At 53.1% G+C, this 17,647-nt stretch carries 19 protein-coding genes; all 19 read left to right on the top strand.

What is annotated here, in order from left to right; genetic code table 11:
* Positions 1 to 261 precede the first annotated feature (261 nt).
* The 19 genes from ACYX34_RS07520 (at position 262) to ACYX34_RS07610 (ending at position 17,641) form a co-directional block, all read left to right on the top strand.
* Complete coding sequence (locus tag ACYX34_RS07520) at positions 262 to 651, top strand: DUF1844 domain-containing protein (RefSeq protein WP_462075938.1); 390 nt, start codon at positions 262 to 264, stop codon at positions 649 to 651.
* Positions 652 to 792: 141 nt separating this feature from the next.
* Positions 793 to 3,126: a sensor histidine kinase gene (locus ACYX34_RS07525; RefSeq protein ID WP_462075939.1), complete on the top strand. Its 2,334-nt coding sequence runs from the start codon at positions 793 to 795 to the stop codon at positions 3,124 to 3,126.
* Positions 3,127 to 3,208: 82 nt separating this feature from the next.
* Positions 3,209 to 4,600 carry a sigma-54-dependent transcriptional regulator gene (locus ACYX34_RS07530; RefSeq protein WP_462075940.1) on the top strand — a complete coding sequence of 464 codons (1,392 nt, stop codon included), beginning with the start codon at positions 3,209 to 3,211 and terminating at the stop codon, positions 4,598 to 4,600.
* Between the two features lie 170 nt (positions 4,601 to 4,770).
* Positions 4,771 to 5,811, top strand: a complete 1,041-nt coding sequence (gene purM, locus ACYX34_RS07535) for a phosphoribosylformylglycinamidine cyclo-ligase (RefSeq protein ID WP_462076030.1) — start codon at positions 4,771 to 4,773, stop codon at positions 5,809 to 5,811.
* Positions 5,801 to 6,475 carry a phosphoribosylglycinamide formyltransferase gene (purN, locus tag ACYX34_RS07540; protein ID WP_462075941.1) on the top strand — a complete coding sequence of 225 codons (675 nt, stop codon included), beginning with the start codon at positions 5,801 to 5,803 and terminating at the stop codon, positions 6,473 to 6,475. The genes purM and purN overlap by 11 nt, the downstream gene beginning before the upstream one ends.
* A gap of 380 nt (positions 6,476 to 6,855) precedes the next feature.
* Positions 6,856 to 7,761, top strand: a complete 906-nt coding sequence (locus ACYX34_RS07545; RefSeq protein WP_462075942.1) for a transglutaminase-like domain-containing protein — start codon at positions 6,856 to 6,858, stop codon at positions 7,759 to 7,761.
* 13 nt (positions 7,762 to 7,774) lie between these two features.
* Positions 7,775 to 8,140, top strand: coding sequence for a hypothetical protein (locus tag ACYX34_RS07550; RefSeq protein WP_462075943.1), 366 nt, complete (start codon positions 7,775 to 7,777; stop codon positions 8,138 to 8,140).
* Positions 8,141 to 8,209: 69 nt separating this feature from the next.
* Positions 8,210 to 8,518 carry a hypothetical protein gene (locus ACYX34_RS07555; protein WP_462075944.1) on the top strand — a complete coding sequence of 103 codons (309 nt, stop codon included), beginning with the start codon at positions 8,210 to 8,212 and terminating at the stop codon, positions 8,516 to 8,518.
* A 30-nt stretch (positions 8,519 to 8,548) separates the two neighbouring features.
* Positions 8,549 to 9,223, top strand: a complete 675-nt coding sequence (locus ACYX34_RS07560; RefSeq protein ID WP_462075945.1) for a hypothetical protein — start codon at positions 8,549 to 8,551, stop codon at positions 9,221 to 9,223.
* 27 nt (positions 9,224 to 9,250) lie between these two features.
* Entirely contained in the window at positions 9,251 to 10,201 is a 951-nt protein-coding gene (locus ACYX34_RS07565; protein WP_462075946.1) for a hypothetical protein, read from the top strand.
* A gap of 94 nt (positions 10,202 to 10,295) precedes the next feature.
* Positions 10,296 to 10,814 carry a hypothetical protein gene (locus ACYX34_RS07570; protein WP_462075947.1) on the top strand — a complete coding sequence of 173 codons (519 nt, stop codon included), beginning with the start codon at positions 10,296 to 10,298 and terminating at the stop codon, positions 10,812 to 10,814.
* Entirely contained in the window at positions 10,811 to 11,305 is a 495-nt protein-coding gene (locus tag ACYX34_RS07575) for a hypothetical protein (RefSeq protein WP_462075948.1), read from the top strand. Before ACYX34_RS07570 ends, ACYX34_RS07575 begins: the two co-directional genes overlap by 4 nt.
* Positions 11,306 to 11,362: 57 nt before the next feature.
* Positions 11,363 to 12,331, top strand: a complete 969-nt coding sequence (locus tag ACYX34_RS07580) for a trypsin-like serine peptidase (RefSeq protein ID WP_462075949.1) — start codon at positions 11,363 to 11,365, stop codon at positions 12,329 to 12,331.
* Between the two features lie 29 nt (positions 12,332 to 12,360).
* On the top strand, positions 12,361 to 13,035 hold the full coding sequence (locus ACYX34_RS07585; protein ID WP_462075950.1) for a hypothetical protein: 675 nt from the start codon (positions 12,361 to 12,363) through the stop codon (positions 13,033 to 13,035).
* Positions 13,016 to 13,696, top strand: coding sequence for a M90 metallopeptidase family protein (locus tag ACYX34_RS07590; RefSeq protein WP_462075951.1), 681 nt, complete (start codon positions 13,016 to 13,018; stop codon positions 13,694 to 13,696). The genes ACYX34_RS07585 and ACYX34_RS07590 overlap by 20 nt, the downstream gene beginning before the upstream one ends.
* 506 nt (positions 13,697 to 14,202) lie before the next feature.
* The gene (locus ACYX34_RS07595) at positions 14,203 to 14,904 is read left to right on the top strand and encodes a hypothetical protein (RefSeq protein WP_462075952.1); all 702 of its coding nucleotides are present in this window, start codon (positions 14,203 to 14,205) and stop codon (positions 14,902 to 14,904) included.
* A gap of 108 nt (positions 14,905 to 15,012) precedes the next feature.
* Entirely contained in the window at positions 15,013 to 15,807 is a 795-nt protein-coding gene (locus ACYX34_RS07600; RefSeq protein ID WP_462075953.1) for a hypothetical protein, read from the top strand.
* Between the two features lie 50 nt (positions 15,808 to 15,857).
* Positions 15,858 to 16,262, top strand: a complete 405-nt coding sequence (locus tag ACYX34_RS07605) for a response regulator (protein ID WP_462075954.1) — start codon at positions 15,858 to 15,860, stop codon at positions 16,260 to 16,262.
* Positions 16,263 to 16,279: 17 nt separating this feature from the next.
* A complete protein-coding gene (locus tag ACYX34_RS07610) occupies positions 16,280 to 17,641 on the top strand; it encodes a sigma-54 interaction domain-containing protein (protein WP_462075955.1) in 1,362 nt (453 codons plus the stop codon).
* Positions 17,642 to 17,647 lie beyond the last annotated feature (6 nt).

Here is a 17,647-nt window from a genome sequence, read left to right on the forward strand (position 1 = left end):
CAAGAAGGTAAGGTTTCAGTGACTCATGAGTCTGTTTGCGGTCCCATGGGCATCCCTGTTCCGCACGCAGGGTTGCCATCACCTCGACGACTTTGTCAAACCGTGCTGACATGGAAGGTTCCGATCTCCTCTGACCTGCTCCAAATTGTCGTCACTGTATACCGAGTGAGACCGTCTCTTCAATCTTGTTCATGGCTTGCGACGAGCTAGTTCCTATGGTAGGGTACCGACGAATTTCTCAACTCGGTGGGAGTAGGCCTTATGGCAGAAGAACAGGGATTTGTTGTTCGGGATCGCAGAGCCAGTGGAGGCACAGAGGCTCCTCCTGTAGCGACTTCGACCGCCCATGCGTCGGGGTCGGTGGGAACGCCCCCGCCGGAATCCTCTCAATCGGCCCCACTCCCTCCGGTGACCTTTTCGTCCTTCGTCATTTCCCTCGGCTCATCCTCGCTCATGCTGATGGGGGAACAGCTGGATCCTCAACAGCCGTCCATGCCTGTGAACTTGCCGCAAGCCAAGGAAATCATCGATCTCTTATCCGTCCTGGAAGACAAGACCAAAGGCAATCTGACCCCTGACGAACAGACGGTTCTGCGCGACATGCTCTATGCCCTTCGTATGAAGTATGTCACGCTGGCTTCACCGAAGTAGTCTCCCATCTCTTAGGTTTGTTGTCTTGCTCAGTTCCCGACACTGCTATTTGTGCGGTAGGTTTTGAGACTGCTTGGTATGTCGGCTATAGTGAGGGTCATACCTGTTACCCTGTCATGAGGGTGCGCAGAGGACACGTGCATGTCTGAGTTGAATCAGCCGAGCGGGACATTCAGGCGAGCCTCCGAAGAAGTCGACGATGTTCACCCCATCGTGTTCAGTCGGAGTATGCATCGGGCCTTGCCTGACCACTCACGGAAATTTGACCAGAAACCGCCCCACCTCCGTCCCGTTTGGATTGTTCTCATTCTTTTGATCCCTTGCGTCGCATTGACGCTGTATTACTCACAAGTGGTCGCACCGGGGAGTGAGGAAACCGGTTCATTCCTGCCTACGACCAGCTACGCGCTGGTGCTACTCCTGCTGAATTTGGACTTGATCGGCCTGGTGGTGCTGGTCCTCCTGCTGTCCAGAAATCTGATCAAGGCCTACTTTGAACGTCGACATCGGCTCGTAGGGTCGGGATTCCGAACGAAACTGATCGCGGCGTTCATCGGCTTTTCGCTGATTCCCACCGTGCTGTTGGCTCTTGTGGCGAGCGGATTGGTGAACAAAGCCGTTGATGTCTGGTTCAGCGAACACATCGAAAAGGTCATGAAAGACTCCTATGAAGTGGCTCGAATGCAACATGCGGGGCATGTGGCGCTTGCCGTGAACAGTGCCAGGGCGATTTCTCAGGAATTATTTCGGGAGGATTTGCTGACACCGGTACAGCGAGATCTCTTGATTGCGGCCATGGCAAGGAAACGTATGGAGTATGGGGTGGCCGGGATAGAAGTGTTTTCGAACAGGATGGAGACCCTGACGAAAGCATTGGATACTCAGATTCCAACCGGTGTGCTGGATTTGCCGATCAGTCAATTGGTCTTACAAGTGATTAACGGCAAGCAAGAGTTTACCTCGGTACAGGAGGCGCAAACCGGGAGATTGGTTCGCGCGGCGATTCCGGTGGCTTCCGCGAGCCGCCGGGGTGAGATCGAGGGGGTCGTGGTCGTCGAGACGTACGTCCCGGAGTCGCTGTTGACAAAAATGGAGGGGATCGGTCGGCAGTATACAGAATATAAACAGATCAAGGCGATGAAAAACCCGATTAAGGCAGGGGCATACTTGTTTGTTGGGGTGGTGACCGTCTTAATTCTCTTCAGCGCCACGTGGTTCGGGTTCTATGTGGCCCGTGGCATCACCGTTCCCATTCAACGTTTGGCGGAGGCCACAGAGGCGGTGGCCCAAGGAGATCTCACGGTTCAGATCGATGCCAAAGCAACGGATGAAATCGGGACACTGATCGCGTCGTTCAATCGCATGACGCAGGACCTGCAAGGGAGTAAGTCCAAACTGGAGGAGACGAACCTGACGCTGCGACATACGAACGTCGAGCTGGATCGGCGCCGAGCCTACATTGAAACGGTGGTGGACACGATTGCCGCCGGCCTCTTGTCGATTGATCGTAACGGGGTGATCACCACCTTCAATCCATCGGCAGAGCGCATCTTGGGCCTCGCCGGGGATCAATTGAGAGGGCGACCGGCCAATGAGGTCTTCAAGGAGTTTGGGTTGGACTTGTTTCAGACGGCCTATGACCGTATGTTGGGCGATGAGCGCGACGACTTTGATCTGGAGGGCCAACTGGATGTTCAGGGGAAGTTGCTCACGATCGGCTTAAAGGGGTCTCGAATGCGGGACGAGGCCAGCAAGGATCTCGGATTTGTGTTGGTCTTCGAAGATCTGACGGAGTTGATCAAGGCGCAGAAAGTCGCGGCTTGGCAGGAGGTGGCCAAGCGGGTTGCGCATGAAATCAAGAATCCGCTCACGCCGATTCAATTGTCGGCCCAGCGGTTGCGCAAGAAGTTCTTCGAGAAATCTCCGGATCTCGACCGGGTTTTTGATGATGCGACGAATGTCATCATCAACGAAGTCGGCAGTCTCAAACAGATGTTGGACGAGTTTTCCAAATTCGCCCGGCTGCCTGCTCCACAAATGATGCGACAATCGCTGCACGACGTGCTCCGTGACGTGGTGACGTTGTATCGTGAGGCGCAGAAGGATATCCAGTTTATCGTCGAGCTGGATGAAACGTTGCCGCTCATCAATTTTGATCGCGAACAGCTACGGCGGGTATTTGTGAATCTGTTCGACAATGCCGTTCAAGCGATGAGTCAGCGCGGGAGACTCTGGGTCGGTACGCGATACGACACGAAACGCCGACGTGCCGTGGTGGCTGTCGCGGACGAAGGTCCCGGTATTGCTCCAGAGGATCATGACAAACTGTTTGTGCCGTATTTTACCCGCAAGAAAACGGGAACCGGATTGGGATTGGCAATCGTTCGCCGAATAATCACCGATCACGAAGGACAGATCCAGGTAGGCAACAATCAGCCGAGAGGCGCCGTGTTTAAGTTCGATCTCCCGGTATAGCAAGATGAGTGGTGGGTCATACGACAGCTGAGATGGGGAACGGCTGCCGACCGATTGTCGATGTTTCCTGGAGGGGGGGTAGATGTCAGCATCGATTTTGATCGTGGATGATGAGGAGGCCATTCGGACGTCGCTGCGAAGTATCCTTGAAGATGAGGGATATGAAGTCGCTGTTGCAGCCAATGGACTTGAAGCGCTGAAGATCTATGGAACGGATCCTCCGGACCTCATGATCCTGGATATTTGGATGCCGGAGATGGATGGTCTGGAAACCTTGCGACGAGTAAAGGAGTTTGTGCCAACGACTCAAGTGATGATGATATCTGGTCATGGCTCCATCGAAACGGCGGTGAAGGCGATTAAGCTGGGAGCGTATGACTATATTGAGAAGCCGTTGTCGCTGGAAAACGTGACGTTTCGCGTGAAACAGGCGTTGGAGCAGTATCGATTGGCTCAGGAGAATCGGGCGTTACGGAGTAAGGTTGAGAGAAAGTTTGAGCTGGTCGGGCAATCTCCGGTGATGCAGCGTCTGAGAGCGCTCATCGAAACGGCCGGTCCGACAAATAGTCGGGTCCTGATCGGGGGAGAGAATGGAACCGGAAAGGAGCTTGTTGCCAGAGCGATTCATCTCCATAGCACGAGATCGGACCATCCCTTTGTGGCGGTGAATTGTGCCGCCATTCCTGAAACTTTGATCGAGAGTGAGCTGTTCGGCCACGAGAAGGGTTCCTTTACGGGTGCCATATCCATGAAACGGGGACAGTTCGAACAGGCCGACGGCGGCACGCTCTTTCTCGATGAGATCGGTGACATGAGCCTCAGTACGCAGGCCAAAGTCTTGCGCGCCTTGCAAGAACAGCAGTTTACGCGAGTCGGTGGAACGAAGTTGATGAAGGTGGATGTGCGGGTGTTGGCCGCGTCCAATAAGGACTTAGAAAAAGAAATTAGCAAGGGGCAATTCCGAGAAGATTTGTACTACCGCCTCAATGTCGTTCCGATCGTGGTCGCGCCGTTGCGAGAGCGACGAGAAGATATTCCGGCGCTCATCCAACATTTCATGAAGTTGCACGCCGAAGAACAGGGGCTGCGGATGAAGGACGTGTCACCGGAAGCGATGGGTGTCTTTCAGCAATACGACTGGCCGGGAAATATCCGGGAACTTCGCAATTTGATTGAGCGGCTTATGATCATGGTGCCGAGTGTTGTCATTGAAGCCGCACAGGCCACGCTCTCGTTACAGGGCCGGACTACGGGTGTTGTTTCGGCCAATGCCTCTGCGGCGCCCCCGCTTCTGGCCAAATCCTACGATTCACTTCGGGATGCTCGGAACGCCTTCGAAAAGGAATACATCAGCCGAAAGCTGCGGGAGCACCATTGGAATATTTCCCGGACGGCTGATGATCTCAAGATCGAGCGGAGTCATCTTCACCGAAAGATCAAGCTATTGGATGTGGAGATGCGACCGGAAGGGTAAGGGATGTAGGGCGCATCTCTCGCGTATTATGCAGCTCATGCATGAGTGCTCTCGTAAATGAATCGAAGTTCACGACGATCGCATGCGTTGACCTCTCCGGTACCCTTCGATAAGATGCGGCTCCTAGTCACTGCTTCCTGTTGAATCACCATAGACGATGTGACGCTCTCATTATGACAACCTATCGCGATGCCGGTGTGGATATCGATGCGGGTGATGAATTCGTCGATCGCATTAAGCCGCTCGTTCGATCGACGTTTCGTCCTGAAGTCCTGACCGACTTGGGAGGCTTTGGCGGGCTTTTTGGTTTTCAAGCCGGCAAATATAAAGATCCTGTCCTCGTTTCTGGAACGGATGGAGTCGGGACCAAACTGAAGATTGCCTTCATGCTGGATAAGCACGACACCGTCGGCATCGATCTGGTGGCGATGTGTGTGAATGATATTGCGGTGAGTGGGGCGGAACCGCTGTTCTTTTTGGACTATTTCGCGACCGGGAAGTTGTCTGTCTCGAAGGCTCGTGAAGTGATTGCTGGGATCGCCGAAGGCTGCCGTCAAGCCGGCTGTGCGCTGATCGGAGGAGAAACCGCTGAGATGCCGTCATTCTATCCCGAGGGGGAGTACGACCTGGCCGGCTTTGCCGTAGGTGCCGTGGATCGTCCCAAGATTATTGATGGTCGGCACATTATGCCCGGGGATGTGATCATCGGTGTGGCCTCTTCGGGGCTCCATAGTAACGGCTACTCTCTGGCCCGGCGCGTTCTGTTCGAACAAGCCAAGTTGAGCGTGACCAGCCGCCTGGCTGAGCTTGATGGATCCATCGGGGAGGTGCTCCTGACACCGACTCGGATTTATGCAAAGCAGATTTTGGCGCTTGTTGAACAGTTTCCCATTAAAGGGATCGCGCATATCACGGGGGGGGGAATTACGGAGAATTTGCCACGCGTGTTTCCAAAAGGAGTCCGGGCAAGAATTACTCGCACGGCCTGGCCGGTGTCGCCGATCTTCGACGTGATGAGTCGTGTGGGACGGATCGATCGAGAAGAGATGTACAGGGTGTTCAACATGGGGATCGGGTTGATTTTCGTAGTCCCTCCTGATGCAGTGCCTGGCGTGCTGGCTCAAGCCGCAACACTGGGAGACCGGGGTTGGCAGATCGGCGAGATCGTGTCTTCTACCGGAGAGGAACCGGAGGTCGAGTATGTCGACTAGCCGAACGACCCCATTACGTGTGGCGGTGCTGGCATCCGGCCGTGGCTCCAACCTGCAAGCCGTTATCGATGGAATTGAAGCAGGGCAAGTTCAAGCTCAGATCGTTGCCGTTATCAGTAATAAGAAGGACGCCGTCGCCCTGGAGCGGGCTCGGAAGCATGGGCTCAAAGATCTGTTTGTGGATCCCAAGCCCTTTGCGGGGAAACCTGACAGTCGTGAGGCCTACGATCGTGCCTTGTTGGAAATCCTTCAGCAGCATAGTGTCGAACTGGTCTTGCTTGCAGGCTATATGAAAATAGTCACGGCGGTTTTGGTCAATGCCTATGCTGATCGCATGATGAACATTCACCCTTCGCTGCTGCCGTCCTTCCCTGGATTGGAGGTGCAGAAGAAGGCCATCGAGTGGGGTTGCAAGTTGGCCGGATGCACCGTGCATTTCGTGACGGAAGGAGTGGATGAGGGGCCGATCATCATCCAAGCGGCTGTGCCGATCCTTGACACGGATACCTCCGAAACCCTTTCCGCCAGAATACTTGTGCAGGAACACAACATCTATCCTCGAGCCGTACAGCTCTTCGCCGAAGGTCGACTCAGAGTGGACGGACGCCGAGTTTTTATCGATGTAGCCAAGTCAGATGGCGAGGCGATCATCAGTCTATCGTAGCGCGGCGTAGTGCGCTCTTGCCGTTGTTTTCATCTTTTCCCTGCCTCACGTCGTTGATCCAACAATCCCGAGAAATTCAGACGCATCGTTCACTTTTGATACATTTATTGGGCATGAAGTTCGTGATGTCCATCATAATATTTATATTGATGCCCAACCGTATACATGCCAAATAGTTGAGACGTACTGCAGTCTTTTACCTGCCATAAACTTCATGACTTTCAATCCCCGTGATCTTCTCGGGCGTGTCGGTTCGAATTGATCTCATCTCCTTATAAAACGCGATATTGACAGCAATCTTCCTTTCTGTAGGGCCAGCTAGCACAGGGCTTGCTTTGGCTTGTTTCAAACAGAAAACCGAATGAACGAATGAAGGATGTATGGACAGGCCATTGAACATCACTCTGCAACAGATCCCGAGTGGGTATCAGGGTACAGTACGAACGCTCAAACATATCATCGATCTGGTTAAACAAGGGGCGAAGGACTTTCATGTACGTCAGACCGCGATTGACATCCTGTTACAACGAGGCATCAGAGCCAAAGACTACTTGGGTGAGGTTAAAGCGCTGTTCGAATGGGTACAGCAGAACATCCGTTATACCAAAGACACGTTTCGAGTAGAGGTGCTTCACTCAGCCAGACGGATGTTGGAACTCCGTGCAGGGGACTGCGACGACATGTCGATCCTATTGGGAGCGATGTTGGAGTCAATTGGCCATCCTGTACGGTTGGTGATCATCGGGCCGGATCCACTCAAACAAGATCTCTTTACGCATATTTATCTTGAGGTTTTTCACAAGGGTTGCTGGATCTCGCTGGATGCCACCATGCCCTATCCGATGGGCTGGGCACCGAAGACATTCGTTAAAAAGATCATCGCGATGGAAAGGAGACCAAGCATGATGTCAGCAGACATGGATCTACATGGCTTCGGGGCGGAGCTAGAAGTCCCGACGTGGCTGAGAAGTCTGATCCGGGCAATAAGAAGCGAGGCGATACGGCCAAAAGACGAGCGAGTGAGGTCACTCTGGAATGAATTGAGAAAGCGGCAGCAGTTAAGCACGCACCCATGGATCAAGGAAGTTCTACAGCGTATTTGGACGAAGGGACTTGCTGCTCGTCCACGCCCACTGACGACGGAAAAACTGGTAACGCGTCTGCGACAGATCGGTCTTCTTCCTCCGGGGGGAACTGGTCCAGCGGCACATCATCCTAGACGACCTCCAATGGTCATGCGGCCGGTGCGGGTTGTCCCGGTCAGACCGGTGCGGGCACATCGATAAGGGGTATGCCGAAATGGCCTGTACCTGTTCGAAGTGTGTGGCCTATGGAGATAGTAAGGTCTTTCCTGTGGGCGCGGGTATCAATACCGTGCAGCTCCAGCACATGCAACGAGGGATTGATCTCTATAGCTTGTTCAATAGTTTTGGACCGTCCGGTGTAAAGGTGGTGGATCATTCTCGCGTCATGCCACCCATTGTTGTCGAGCTGGGCGAATTGGTCGGCGTGATGTATCGCTCCGACAAAGGACGGCCTGGCCGACCGCGTACCTACATTCATCGGATGGAAGACCCACCGCATCTGGTCAGTAATGTAGAGGGGACGCAACTCTATATTGTGGGCGGCAGTTATCGAGTTACGTCTCGAGGAATAGAAGGCTAGAGCAGGGAGACGCATGTTCGCGAAGCTCTGAGCTGTTGATTTGTGGGGTAGAGGAAGAAAGGAAATGCCATGAAACGAGATCGACGGCTTGGCCTAGATGAATTGATGATTGTGAACCCCAGTTCATCAAGAATGAAAGCGATGTATCTGGGCGATGACGGCAGGTTGTACGAAGTGGAAGGTCTGAGTGAGGACGAGGGGTTTCATGCATGGCGACAATTTGAAGAAATCAGTTCGCTGTACGAAGTGCACGGGATTGAGGAAGATTCGGTCGCACTTGGTGACGAGCTAGACGAAGTCTTCGAGGAAGATAAGGTTCGTGCAGTCGGCCAGTATTTCCTTGGGACCGACGGCACATTGTACGGAGTTGAGTTGTAAGACGGTTGTTGAATACTAAAGGAGGTTGTCATGGCGAAGGTGCAAGGCGTGAAAGAAAAACTGCATTCTCCTCTCTACGACGCGTTTTTTATCAAAGAGGAAATGAAAGATGGAACGACACCGAAGAAATTCGTGGATTTCATGACGGATCCACGCGTCATCCGCTTCTTCGTGGACATTCAGAATAAGACCAAGTTGGAAACGAACTTGCAGGCATCCGGAGTTCTCCCCAGCCTGAATACGTTCGAAGCCCGCGCGTTGCGCGTGGTGGTATCAAATCTCCGCCCCACAGAGTTCAAGACCAGTACCGGCACAGAGACGAAAACTGGCACGGCACCAAGAACCAGTTTCAATGAGAGCGCGATCTTAGCCGATTTGATCTACAACTCTGTGACCTCATTGATCGTAGGGGAAAAGATCATGATCGAAATGCCGACTTTTTGGTTCCCGTCTGGTGCTGGTGTAAGTCCGGGCCTCACGGTCTCCAACCACGGTGAACCGGACCCCACCGCGACATTTCGTTTTGCCGAGCCGGTGTATATCGAGCCGCAGCAGAACTTCCGAGTCGAGATGGCTTTCCCACAGGGGGTACCCGGAGTAGCAGCGGGGATAGTGCAAGACGATAAGAACAAGTTAGCTCATGTGATAGGCCCGCTACGTATCTGGGTCGTGCTCGATGGTTATCTAACTCGTGATGTCCAGTAGTCAACTGAATCCGAAGGAGAACAAACCATGAGATATTTTGGTGATGATGACGCGACCCAGATGAAGGGCATTGGCTTGTACCTGGGCGATGACGGTAATTTGTACGAGTGGGTTGAAGGAGTGGATGCATCGGAGGAGGCGATAAGTTCTTGGGATGGGTTGTCCGAGTCTGAAGATGCCGATTTGAAGGGATTCGGAGCCTTGTATCAAGCACCGGATGGGACCATGTATCAGATACAGGGTCTCTCAGAGGAGGAGGGAGCGGCAGAGGAAGCAGGAACACAAGCAGAAGCAGTACCGGAAGAAGCCGAGCAATCAGAGTCTGCGGTGCAAGATGAACCACCGAAGGCCGGAAGACCTAGGGTGCAAGCTCGGCGAAGGTTTATTCAACGGCGGCCTGGGCGACCGGGATTTGCGGTTAGGAGAGCGGCGCCGCAATCGAGACGTAGGAAGGGAGGATTCTTCAAAAAGTTGTTGCCGATTGCAAAGTTTGCCACCAGGTTCATTCCGGGCATCGGGCCGGTCGCGTCGGCCGGTCTGGACGTGGCCGGCAAGCTCCTTAAGCGGAAGGGCGTCTCAGGCTATGATGGTTTAGGGTATCTGTACGAGGCACCCGACGGCTCCTTGTATCGGCTTCAGGGGTTTGCAGAAGAAGATCTCCGAGGCTTTGCCGAAAACGAGGAACTCAAAGGTTTCTCCGCCGATGATGAACTTCGAGGCCTAGATGAGGGGGAGTTGCGTGGTGCGACAGAAGACCAAGAGTTACGCGGTTTGAATGAGGACGAGGAACTACGGGGCTTTGCTGAAGATGAAGAGCTGCGAGGCATTGGGGAAGATCGGGATATGCGAGGTATTGAGGGCTATGTGCGGCAGGATGATATGAGCGGACTGGATGCCTATGTGCCTCAGACGCCTCCCCAAACTCCTTGGCACGTCGTATCGCCAACGCCACCAGAGATTTGGAAGCCATTATGGTGAGTGGATTCGTTCATGCTTATTTAAGTCAGGTTCTGTCTCACTGCTGAAAAAGAACGGCCAAGAGAGAAAAGCAGTGTAGGAGGAGGTATTGACTATGCGATTCGGACTCAGCCAAGCGCAGGAAGCGGCATCCACACTATCACCGACTGCTACACTGGCAACCAAAGAAATTCCTTACGATTATGTGGCGCGATTCATCCTCACGGGAAACTCCGGCAACCGCCTACAGGATGTCATCAATATCAGCATCGATGGTGCTTTTGTGGCCGTCACGATCGGCTACAGTTTTATCCCTGCCCCGGTAAGGACAGGCACATCTCCCACCCCGGCTAACAACAGGGCGATTGATTTCAAATACAGCATTGTTGACAGCGGCAGCGGACGCGAACTGCAGAACCGGCCCATACACAATATTGCAGGATTGGGCGAGCCCAACGGTGAGCGGCCGTTCCGAGTCCTCGCGAAACCTATGGTATTTATGCCGCGCTCTACTGTTCGGATTGAGGTCGAAGAAGTGACGGGAAGCGACGCTGATGCAACTATCGCAGGCGCAGAGTTGTTCATCGTGCTGCACGGCTACAAAATGCTCGGCTATGGGACGGGGATGTCATGAACATAACCCATACCTGCGATAGTCCTAAGGACGTCGGCTACAAAAATGTGTGCCATTTCTGTGGCATCCCACAGGATGCTGGTTACTTCGATGTCGCCGGCATCAAGACGGCCCCTCTGGTTGGAGAGGAAGTCGAACTCGCTCGCTATGAACTGAACTCCCAGTACTGTGGCACGTTGCTCTATTTCATGCAGTACGCCGAATTAGCTGAAACTCGGCGACAAGTATTTCCGAAGACGCCTGGGTATGAATGGGTGATCCTTTGCAATAATCAACCTCGAGCGCCCTATCTGCCCTTCGACTTGATCTTAAACCCATGGGGCCAAAATGCTCTTCCTATTCATTTGAGAATGGAAGAGGGGTGTACGTTGAGGTTTGTTGTGAGAAGAAAAGCGGCCACGGTTCCGCAAGAATTGTCCCAAGTCGGAGGACGGCTGTTGGGTCGGACTTGGTACAACACGATCTACGGAGGGGTGCCGAATCGCTTGTAAGTGAATGAAACAGAAAGAAGAATAAAACCCATGTATATCCGTGTACCAGAATCTCGCATGTCTCCCTACGATTACCCGCCTTCAACATTCCCGTGGGCCGCGCGTACCGTATTTGGCGAGTTCCTTGGTTCTGTAAAGTGTCGGCGGATCGATGACTCGACGCAAGGGCCGTATCGGTGGATCTGTGCGCTCGATGTGCAGTTTCCTGAACGCGACAAGACACGCGCGTCGATCCAGGGCACGGGCCTTCTCATTAGTCCCCGGCATATCCTAACATCGGCCAGCAACGTGGTTCGGAAGGAGCCGCCGTTCAAGGAATCTCACCCGAAAACAGGCTTCCGCGTTGACGCGCAGCGAGTTACTGTAACGCCGGCGCTCGATGGCACGCCAAAGCTGGGAAAGAAGCGAGCCCCGGTCGGATCCATCGAACTCCAACCAGCGGCGTGGTGGGTCCCGAACCAATTCTTCAGCGATCTTAGTTTTAAATGGGACGTGGCGGTGCTCACGCTGCCTCGTGAAATTCCATCGTTTCACGGCATGCCGTATGGCCACTGGGGGCACATCGGTTTTTCGCCACGGACGACGATCAAGGCCGCGACAAACGAATCACTGGTCGGGGCTACCTTAACAACTTGCGGGTACACGGACGGAGTGTGTTTCGACGAGGCCCCGTTGCCTACCGCATCGAATCCGTTTCCGCAACCTACGGTGCTTACCCGGATGGCCAAGCGAGAGAATTCGACTCAGTGGGAAACGTTCGGCACCGTCCAGCCCAGTCAGCCTGGTCTGGTGGAGTGGGGCCAGCTCCTGTACGACACCGCCGCGTGTTATGGCATGGATGGGGCGCCGGTGTGGCTGAACACAGGAAACTTGCAGCTTGTTGCCATTCATGTCGGCGCCAATTTCCGTAACATTACGAACCCTAAGATTCCGCTGCAACTCGGTGTCGCGCTTGCGCTGAGATCTGAAATTCTCGATCTCCTGCGTCAGCGTATCTTGCTCGCAGGGATTCGACCGGCGTTTTGATGCGCGATCGCAGATGAAAGGGACGGCATATGTACATTCACGAGCCCATCTCCGGAACACAGGGCGCTCCGATGTTGGGCCGTTTCGTTCCTCTGCCCGAGCTGGACGTGAAGAAACATGGGGCGTCCGACGAGGCAGTCGCTGCGGCCACGGCAGTGATGGATAAAATTTTCTGGGGCCTCAGCCCGTCGAATGTCGACATCCTTCGAGGACTGTCGATTCACCTGCACATCATCCCGCAGAGCAAGAAAGCCACCGATCTTGCTGAATTCAGGAAGTTGAAGGATAAAACGGCACCGACCGGAGGGTCCTACGACTCCGTACGTGTCGTCGACGCCATAAGATCGAGATCGCGAATCGAGTATGCAGTCGGGGAAGAATCCATCGTGGAAGGTTTCATTGTCGCACAGGAGTCGGCGCGCGTTGTTGCGCGCTTTGCCCTGACGAAGAGCGAGCAGCAGTGGCTTCAGAGCTTGTTCAACGAGCGAAAGCAAAAGGGCGGCGCCTGGGTCAGCGCAGATGCGGCTTCCAGTCCCGAGGCCTACTTTAGCGCGTCGACCGCGGCGTTGTTCGGCTATCGCTTCAATCGTGCATGGCTCTATCAGAACGATCCTCAAATCCATAGTCTCGTGAGTGCAGTGTTCAGACACGCGCCGGGGCCCATTCCAGACCGAGAGGCACCCGATGTACATCGGATTTATTGAAAAGCCCTTCGTCGCTCGTCGAACTCCGGACGGAGTGGAAGCCGCAGTGTGGAGCCACGGTGCTCCCGACCTTGCGAAGAACGAAGCCACGATCTTCATGAACGAAGTCCTCACAAGTTTAGGTCCCGCCAACGTCGCGGTCTTAGATGGAATCGACGTGCAGCTGCACATCGTTCCTCACGACAAACGGCTTACTGATCTCTTCGAGTTCGAATCGTTGAGAGGTAAGAAGACTCACGATGGTAGGAACTACGAAGACGTACGCAGTGTGGGTGGCATGCGCTTCGGAAGAAGCATCCTGTTTGCTGTCGGCCAGGAGACGCTCATGTCGATTACAGGGAAGAAACTAGGCTTCACGAGAGGCGCTGTCCCATCTCATGAGACTGCGCACGTCGTGGGACTGTTTGCCCTTACGAAATCGCAGAAGGTCCGATTGGACGACGCGTTTGAAAGACGGACGAACATGCAAGGCCCGTGGGTGGACACCTATGCAAGCTCGAACGCCGAGGAGTATTTCGCCTCCTCTAGTTCGGCCTTCTTCGGCCGCGCGCCCACGAACAAGACGCACGAAGTAGCTCGCTTCAATCGTGCGTGGCTCAAGGATAACGACAGACCGATGTATGCGCTTCTGGCCGATGTCTACAAGCGCGCTCGTTCGTGAAAGGCTGCAACAATGTACATCCATGTCTCCACGCACCCACGGTGAAGCAAAGGGGTCAGGGTATGTCATCGACAAGCTGGAAGAAGTAGTGAACGAAAGAGTCGTACAAGGTAAGACCTAGCCAGTAGCTTCGGTCTCGAGTGATGTGGACTGTCGGGCAACTGGCAGGACGAAGCGTTCAGGCGGGACAGCTCGGCTGCAGAAAGAAGACAACAGTCATTGCACAGCATTAGTGTCAAAGTAGCATTGCAAGGACGTTCACCGTCTGTACGAAAGCGAGCGTGAAAGAGGCGCGAGATGTACTTGTATACGTTTGAACAGAGGCGAGAGCCCAGCGAGCACGGATTGGGGAAGAACCCTCGGTCGACCTCTTGGCCTCGCACTGGTTCTCTCTCTAGCTGTTGGTGGAATTCGCATCTCAGAAATGTATTGCATGTACTCTATGCTCATAGTTGCCAGATAGCGTGTGACGCAACGTCATTACTTGAACATGAGGGAAAGACTAGATGTATATCTATGAGACTCGATTAAGGACATTAAATTTAGCAGGTGATGAAAATGCCGTGTTGCGAGGGTTTGGAAAACGTCCGGAAGCTGTATCGCCAGTCACTCAAACGGCGGAAGTGGCACGGCTAACAGATGAAATAATCAAGCTTGCACAAAGGAATGCATGGACAGGTGTCGAGAGAGCCTACAAGACTCTGGAAAGCATGGGGGACGAAGCGTTTAACTTGATCCCGAGAGGACTTGGCGGTCCGGCTGCGATCCATAAGGAGGGTGCAAATGCTTCCCGTTCATTCGGCGATATGCTGAACTGGTGGAAAAGACTGTGGCGCGCCAAGACGTCGCTGGATACAGCGGTCGGGGGAACCAATGATTCGTTGCTGAAGCCGATCCTTGAGTCCTTGGAGTATACAAATAACAACTTTGGATCGGTCACCGTCGCACCACGTTCGAAGTCGACGTCAAAAAAACAACGCGCGCAGCTGAAATTAATTGCCGTGGTACTGTCAACAGCACCGGATCTACCAACTCCAGATCAGTTGAAAAGTATCGCATTTGCAGAACAGATAATTAAGGAAACCGGGTCGTTTATTGGGCTGCTTCCGGCTGGTTACTATAAGTTGGCAGATGAGTCGTTTACTGTTGAGAATGGGCCTAGCGAATATACTGGCAAGAGGCCGATAAACGTCCTTTGGGGCAAATAATTGATGGGATTTATGATATCTGACACAGAATTGACGGTGCTTCTGTTCTGAACACAAGAGAGATACGGCGCATGCTGTATTCATCATGAGTCATTAGGAGGAAGATACATGTACCTCTATGATCGATTCTTAGTCACATTGCCTCGTCTTCGCCAAGAAAAGCCAAGCCTTTTGCAATGCTGTCAACGGTACTCTTGGGACGATCATATGCAGGGTTTAGAACAACCAATGGTAGATCCCTTGGTCGGGTTAAAGGAATCGCCTCGTATGCAGCGGCGACTCAAGGAAGCTTTGGACGAGATGAGCCAATCAAGCGATCTGAATGAGCAAACGGTTGCTACGGAGATTGCAAACGGCAACTGTGTCGTTACTTTCCCACCACTTTTGATCGACAAGGCTCAGAACGATGAACCAGTTTCACTGGGCACCGCGATTACCAGAATGCGAAACAGCCAAATGTCCGGGCAGCCCATGGCAAATATTTACATCTTCCCTCATTCTCAAATGGGTCCTGATGGGAAACCTCTCCCAGGCCAAGTTGGCGCGCAATTGCCTGGTTTAGCTGCGAATGCAATTACATTCGCTACCGCTAACGATCGACATATCTACTTGCTCAGATCTGACCTCGGCTTCAACACCAAGAAACTCAAAATGACATTACTGCATGAATCTTTCCACCTGCGTTATCCGTTGCTAAGAGGTCACAGTAGCCGGGATAAGTTCATCGCTGAGTTGAGGGCGTACTACTACGCTGAGTATCGCGATGTGAAGGATCTCAAGAAAAGGTTTGAGCTTGCTGCTCGATCGGCAGCGAAGGATTCAGGAGACGTGGCAATTGATGGTCCTAATTTTGACAAGCGAGTTATGGAACGTACTACCTGGCTTCAGCTAATTGCTTTGTAACTTAAATGATCGCGCTGCGTGCAAGAGGACAACGTTGCTAATTCTAGCCGATGGACGCATTACCTACCATTCTTGTGTATGATCGAGACCCGCTCTTTCTCGATGCATTGCGAAATTTTCTATTTACAGCGGGATTTGTGAGCGTAGATAGTACAACTACGGTTCGAAAGACTTTGGCGCGGTTACATCTCACGCGCTACAGGTATGTACTGATCGAGCTTACGCAGCAAGTGCCATGCGAACGGCGATGGGCAACGGTCATTCAACGGCATCAGCCGAGTGCGAAGATCATCTTTCTCATTAAGGCCGCTGACCGGCGTCTCATCCAACCGGGTATCTATGAGCACATCATGAAAGAGGATATCTATTCATCATTGTCTGATGTGATGTCGCAGCATGGATTTTCATGTCATCGAGAAAAGGCGGACAAGGCTGGGAACAGGAAGGGATATTGAGAAGGAGAGGCGTCGTCATGAATCACCAATGTGATCTCTACCGAAACTTCTTCAATGGGCTCAACGATCCTGTGTTCATCATTGACGTTACAACAAAAACCGTCATTGAGGTGAACGCCTGCGCTATGGAGTATTCTGGCTATCAAACGGAAGAGCTACGCGGACTCGTGATCGATCGCCTCTTGCAGTTTCCCGGCGATCTGGAGTTCTTATTTGGGAGCCAGAATGCCTCCTGGCAGGGCCTGGAACTTCTCAAGAAAGACGGCGAGCATATTCCTATCAGCCTGACAACATTTCGTGTTGATCGCGACATTACTAGTTTTGTGTTTCTGATTGTTCGCAAGGCCGATACAGTCGTGCCTTCGCGCAATGAGTCGAAGGGGAGGCGGGACGCCCTCTGGCAGGAGGAGATAAATTTCCCGACGATTATCGGTCGCAGTCAGAAGATTCGTGAGGTGTGCCAGTTGATCGGTTCGATCGCAAAACGTCACGTGACGGTATTAATCCAAGGCGAAAGCGGGACCGGCAAGGAAGTGGTGGCCAATGCGATTCAAGCACACAGTCTTCGTGCCCGGGAACCTTTCGTCAAGGTCAATTGCGCGGCGCTCAGCGAAACGCTCTTGGAAAGTGAATTGTTTGGTCATGTGAGAGGCGCGTTCACAGGCGCTATTCGTGATCGCCGAGGGCGTTTTCAGCAAGCAGATCGCGGCACGATTTTTCTTGATGAGATCGGCAGTCTGTCGTTGGCCGCCCAAGCAAAATTGCTGCGCGTCCTGCAGGAGCAGGAGTTTGAGCCGGTTGGGAGTTCGGTAACCTCCGCCGTGGATGTGCGTGTCCTTGCCGCGACCAATACCGACCTACGCAAGGCCGTTGCGGAAGGTAAGTTCCGCGAGGATCTCTACTATCGTCTTAACGTGTTTACGATAGCACTTCCTCCATTGCGTGAGCGGAAAGAAGATATTCCTTTTCTGGCGACACACTTTCTGAAATGCTCATCCCAAAGGATCGGTAAGGAGCACTGTGCCTTGGCCCCGGAGACATTAACACTCCTACTTCGGCATGATTGGCCAGGTAATGCGAGGGAGCTTCAGAACGCTATAGAACATGCTGTTCTTGTGGAGAAGGGTGCCCTCATTCTTCCATCGAGTCTCCCGACGAATTTGGGACAATTGGAGGAAACCGAAAACTTCTCTGTACCTTCCGGGGAAGAGTCGTTAAGGGCGAGACTTGCCGTGTGTGAAAAGGAGATCATCATGGAAGCGCTGGCCCGTGCAAATGGGGTTAAGCGACAAGCGGCAAGCATTCTGGGAGTGGATCCACGAAATTTTCCCTATTTTTTGAAGAAACACCACTTGAAGGAAAATTATTTGCCGAACTAGGGCGTG

This window comes from Nitrospira sp. CMX1 (genome assembly GCF_054902215.1).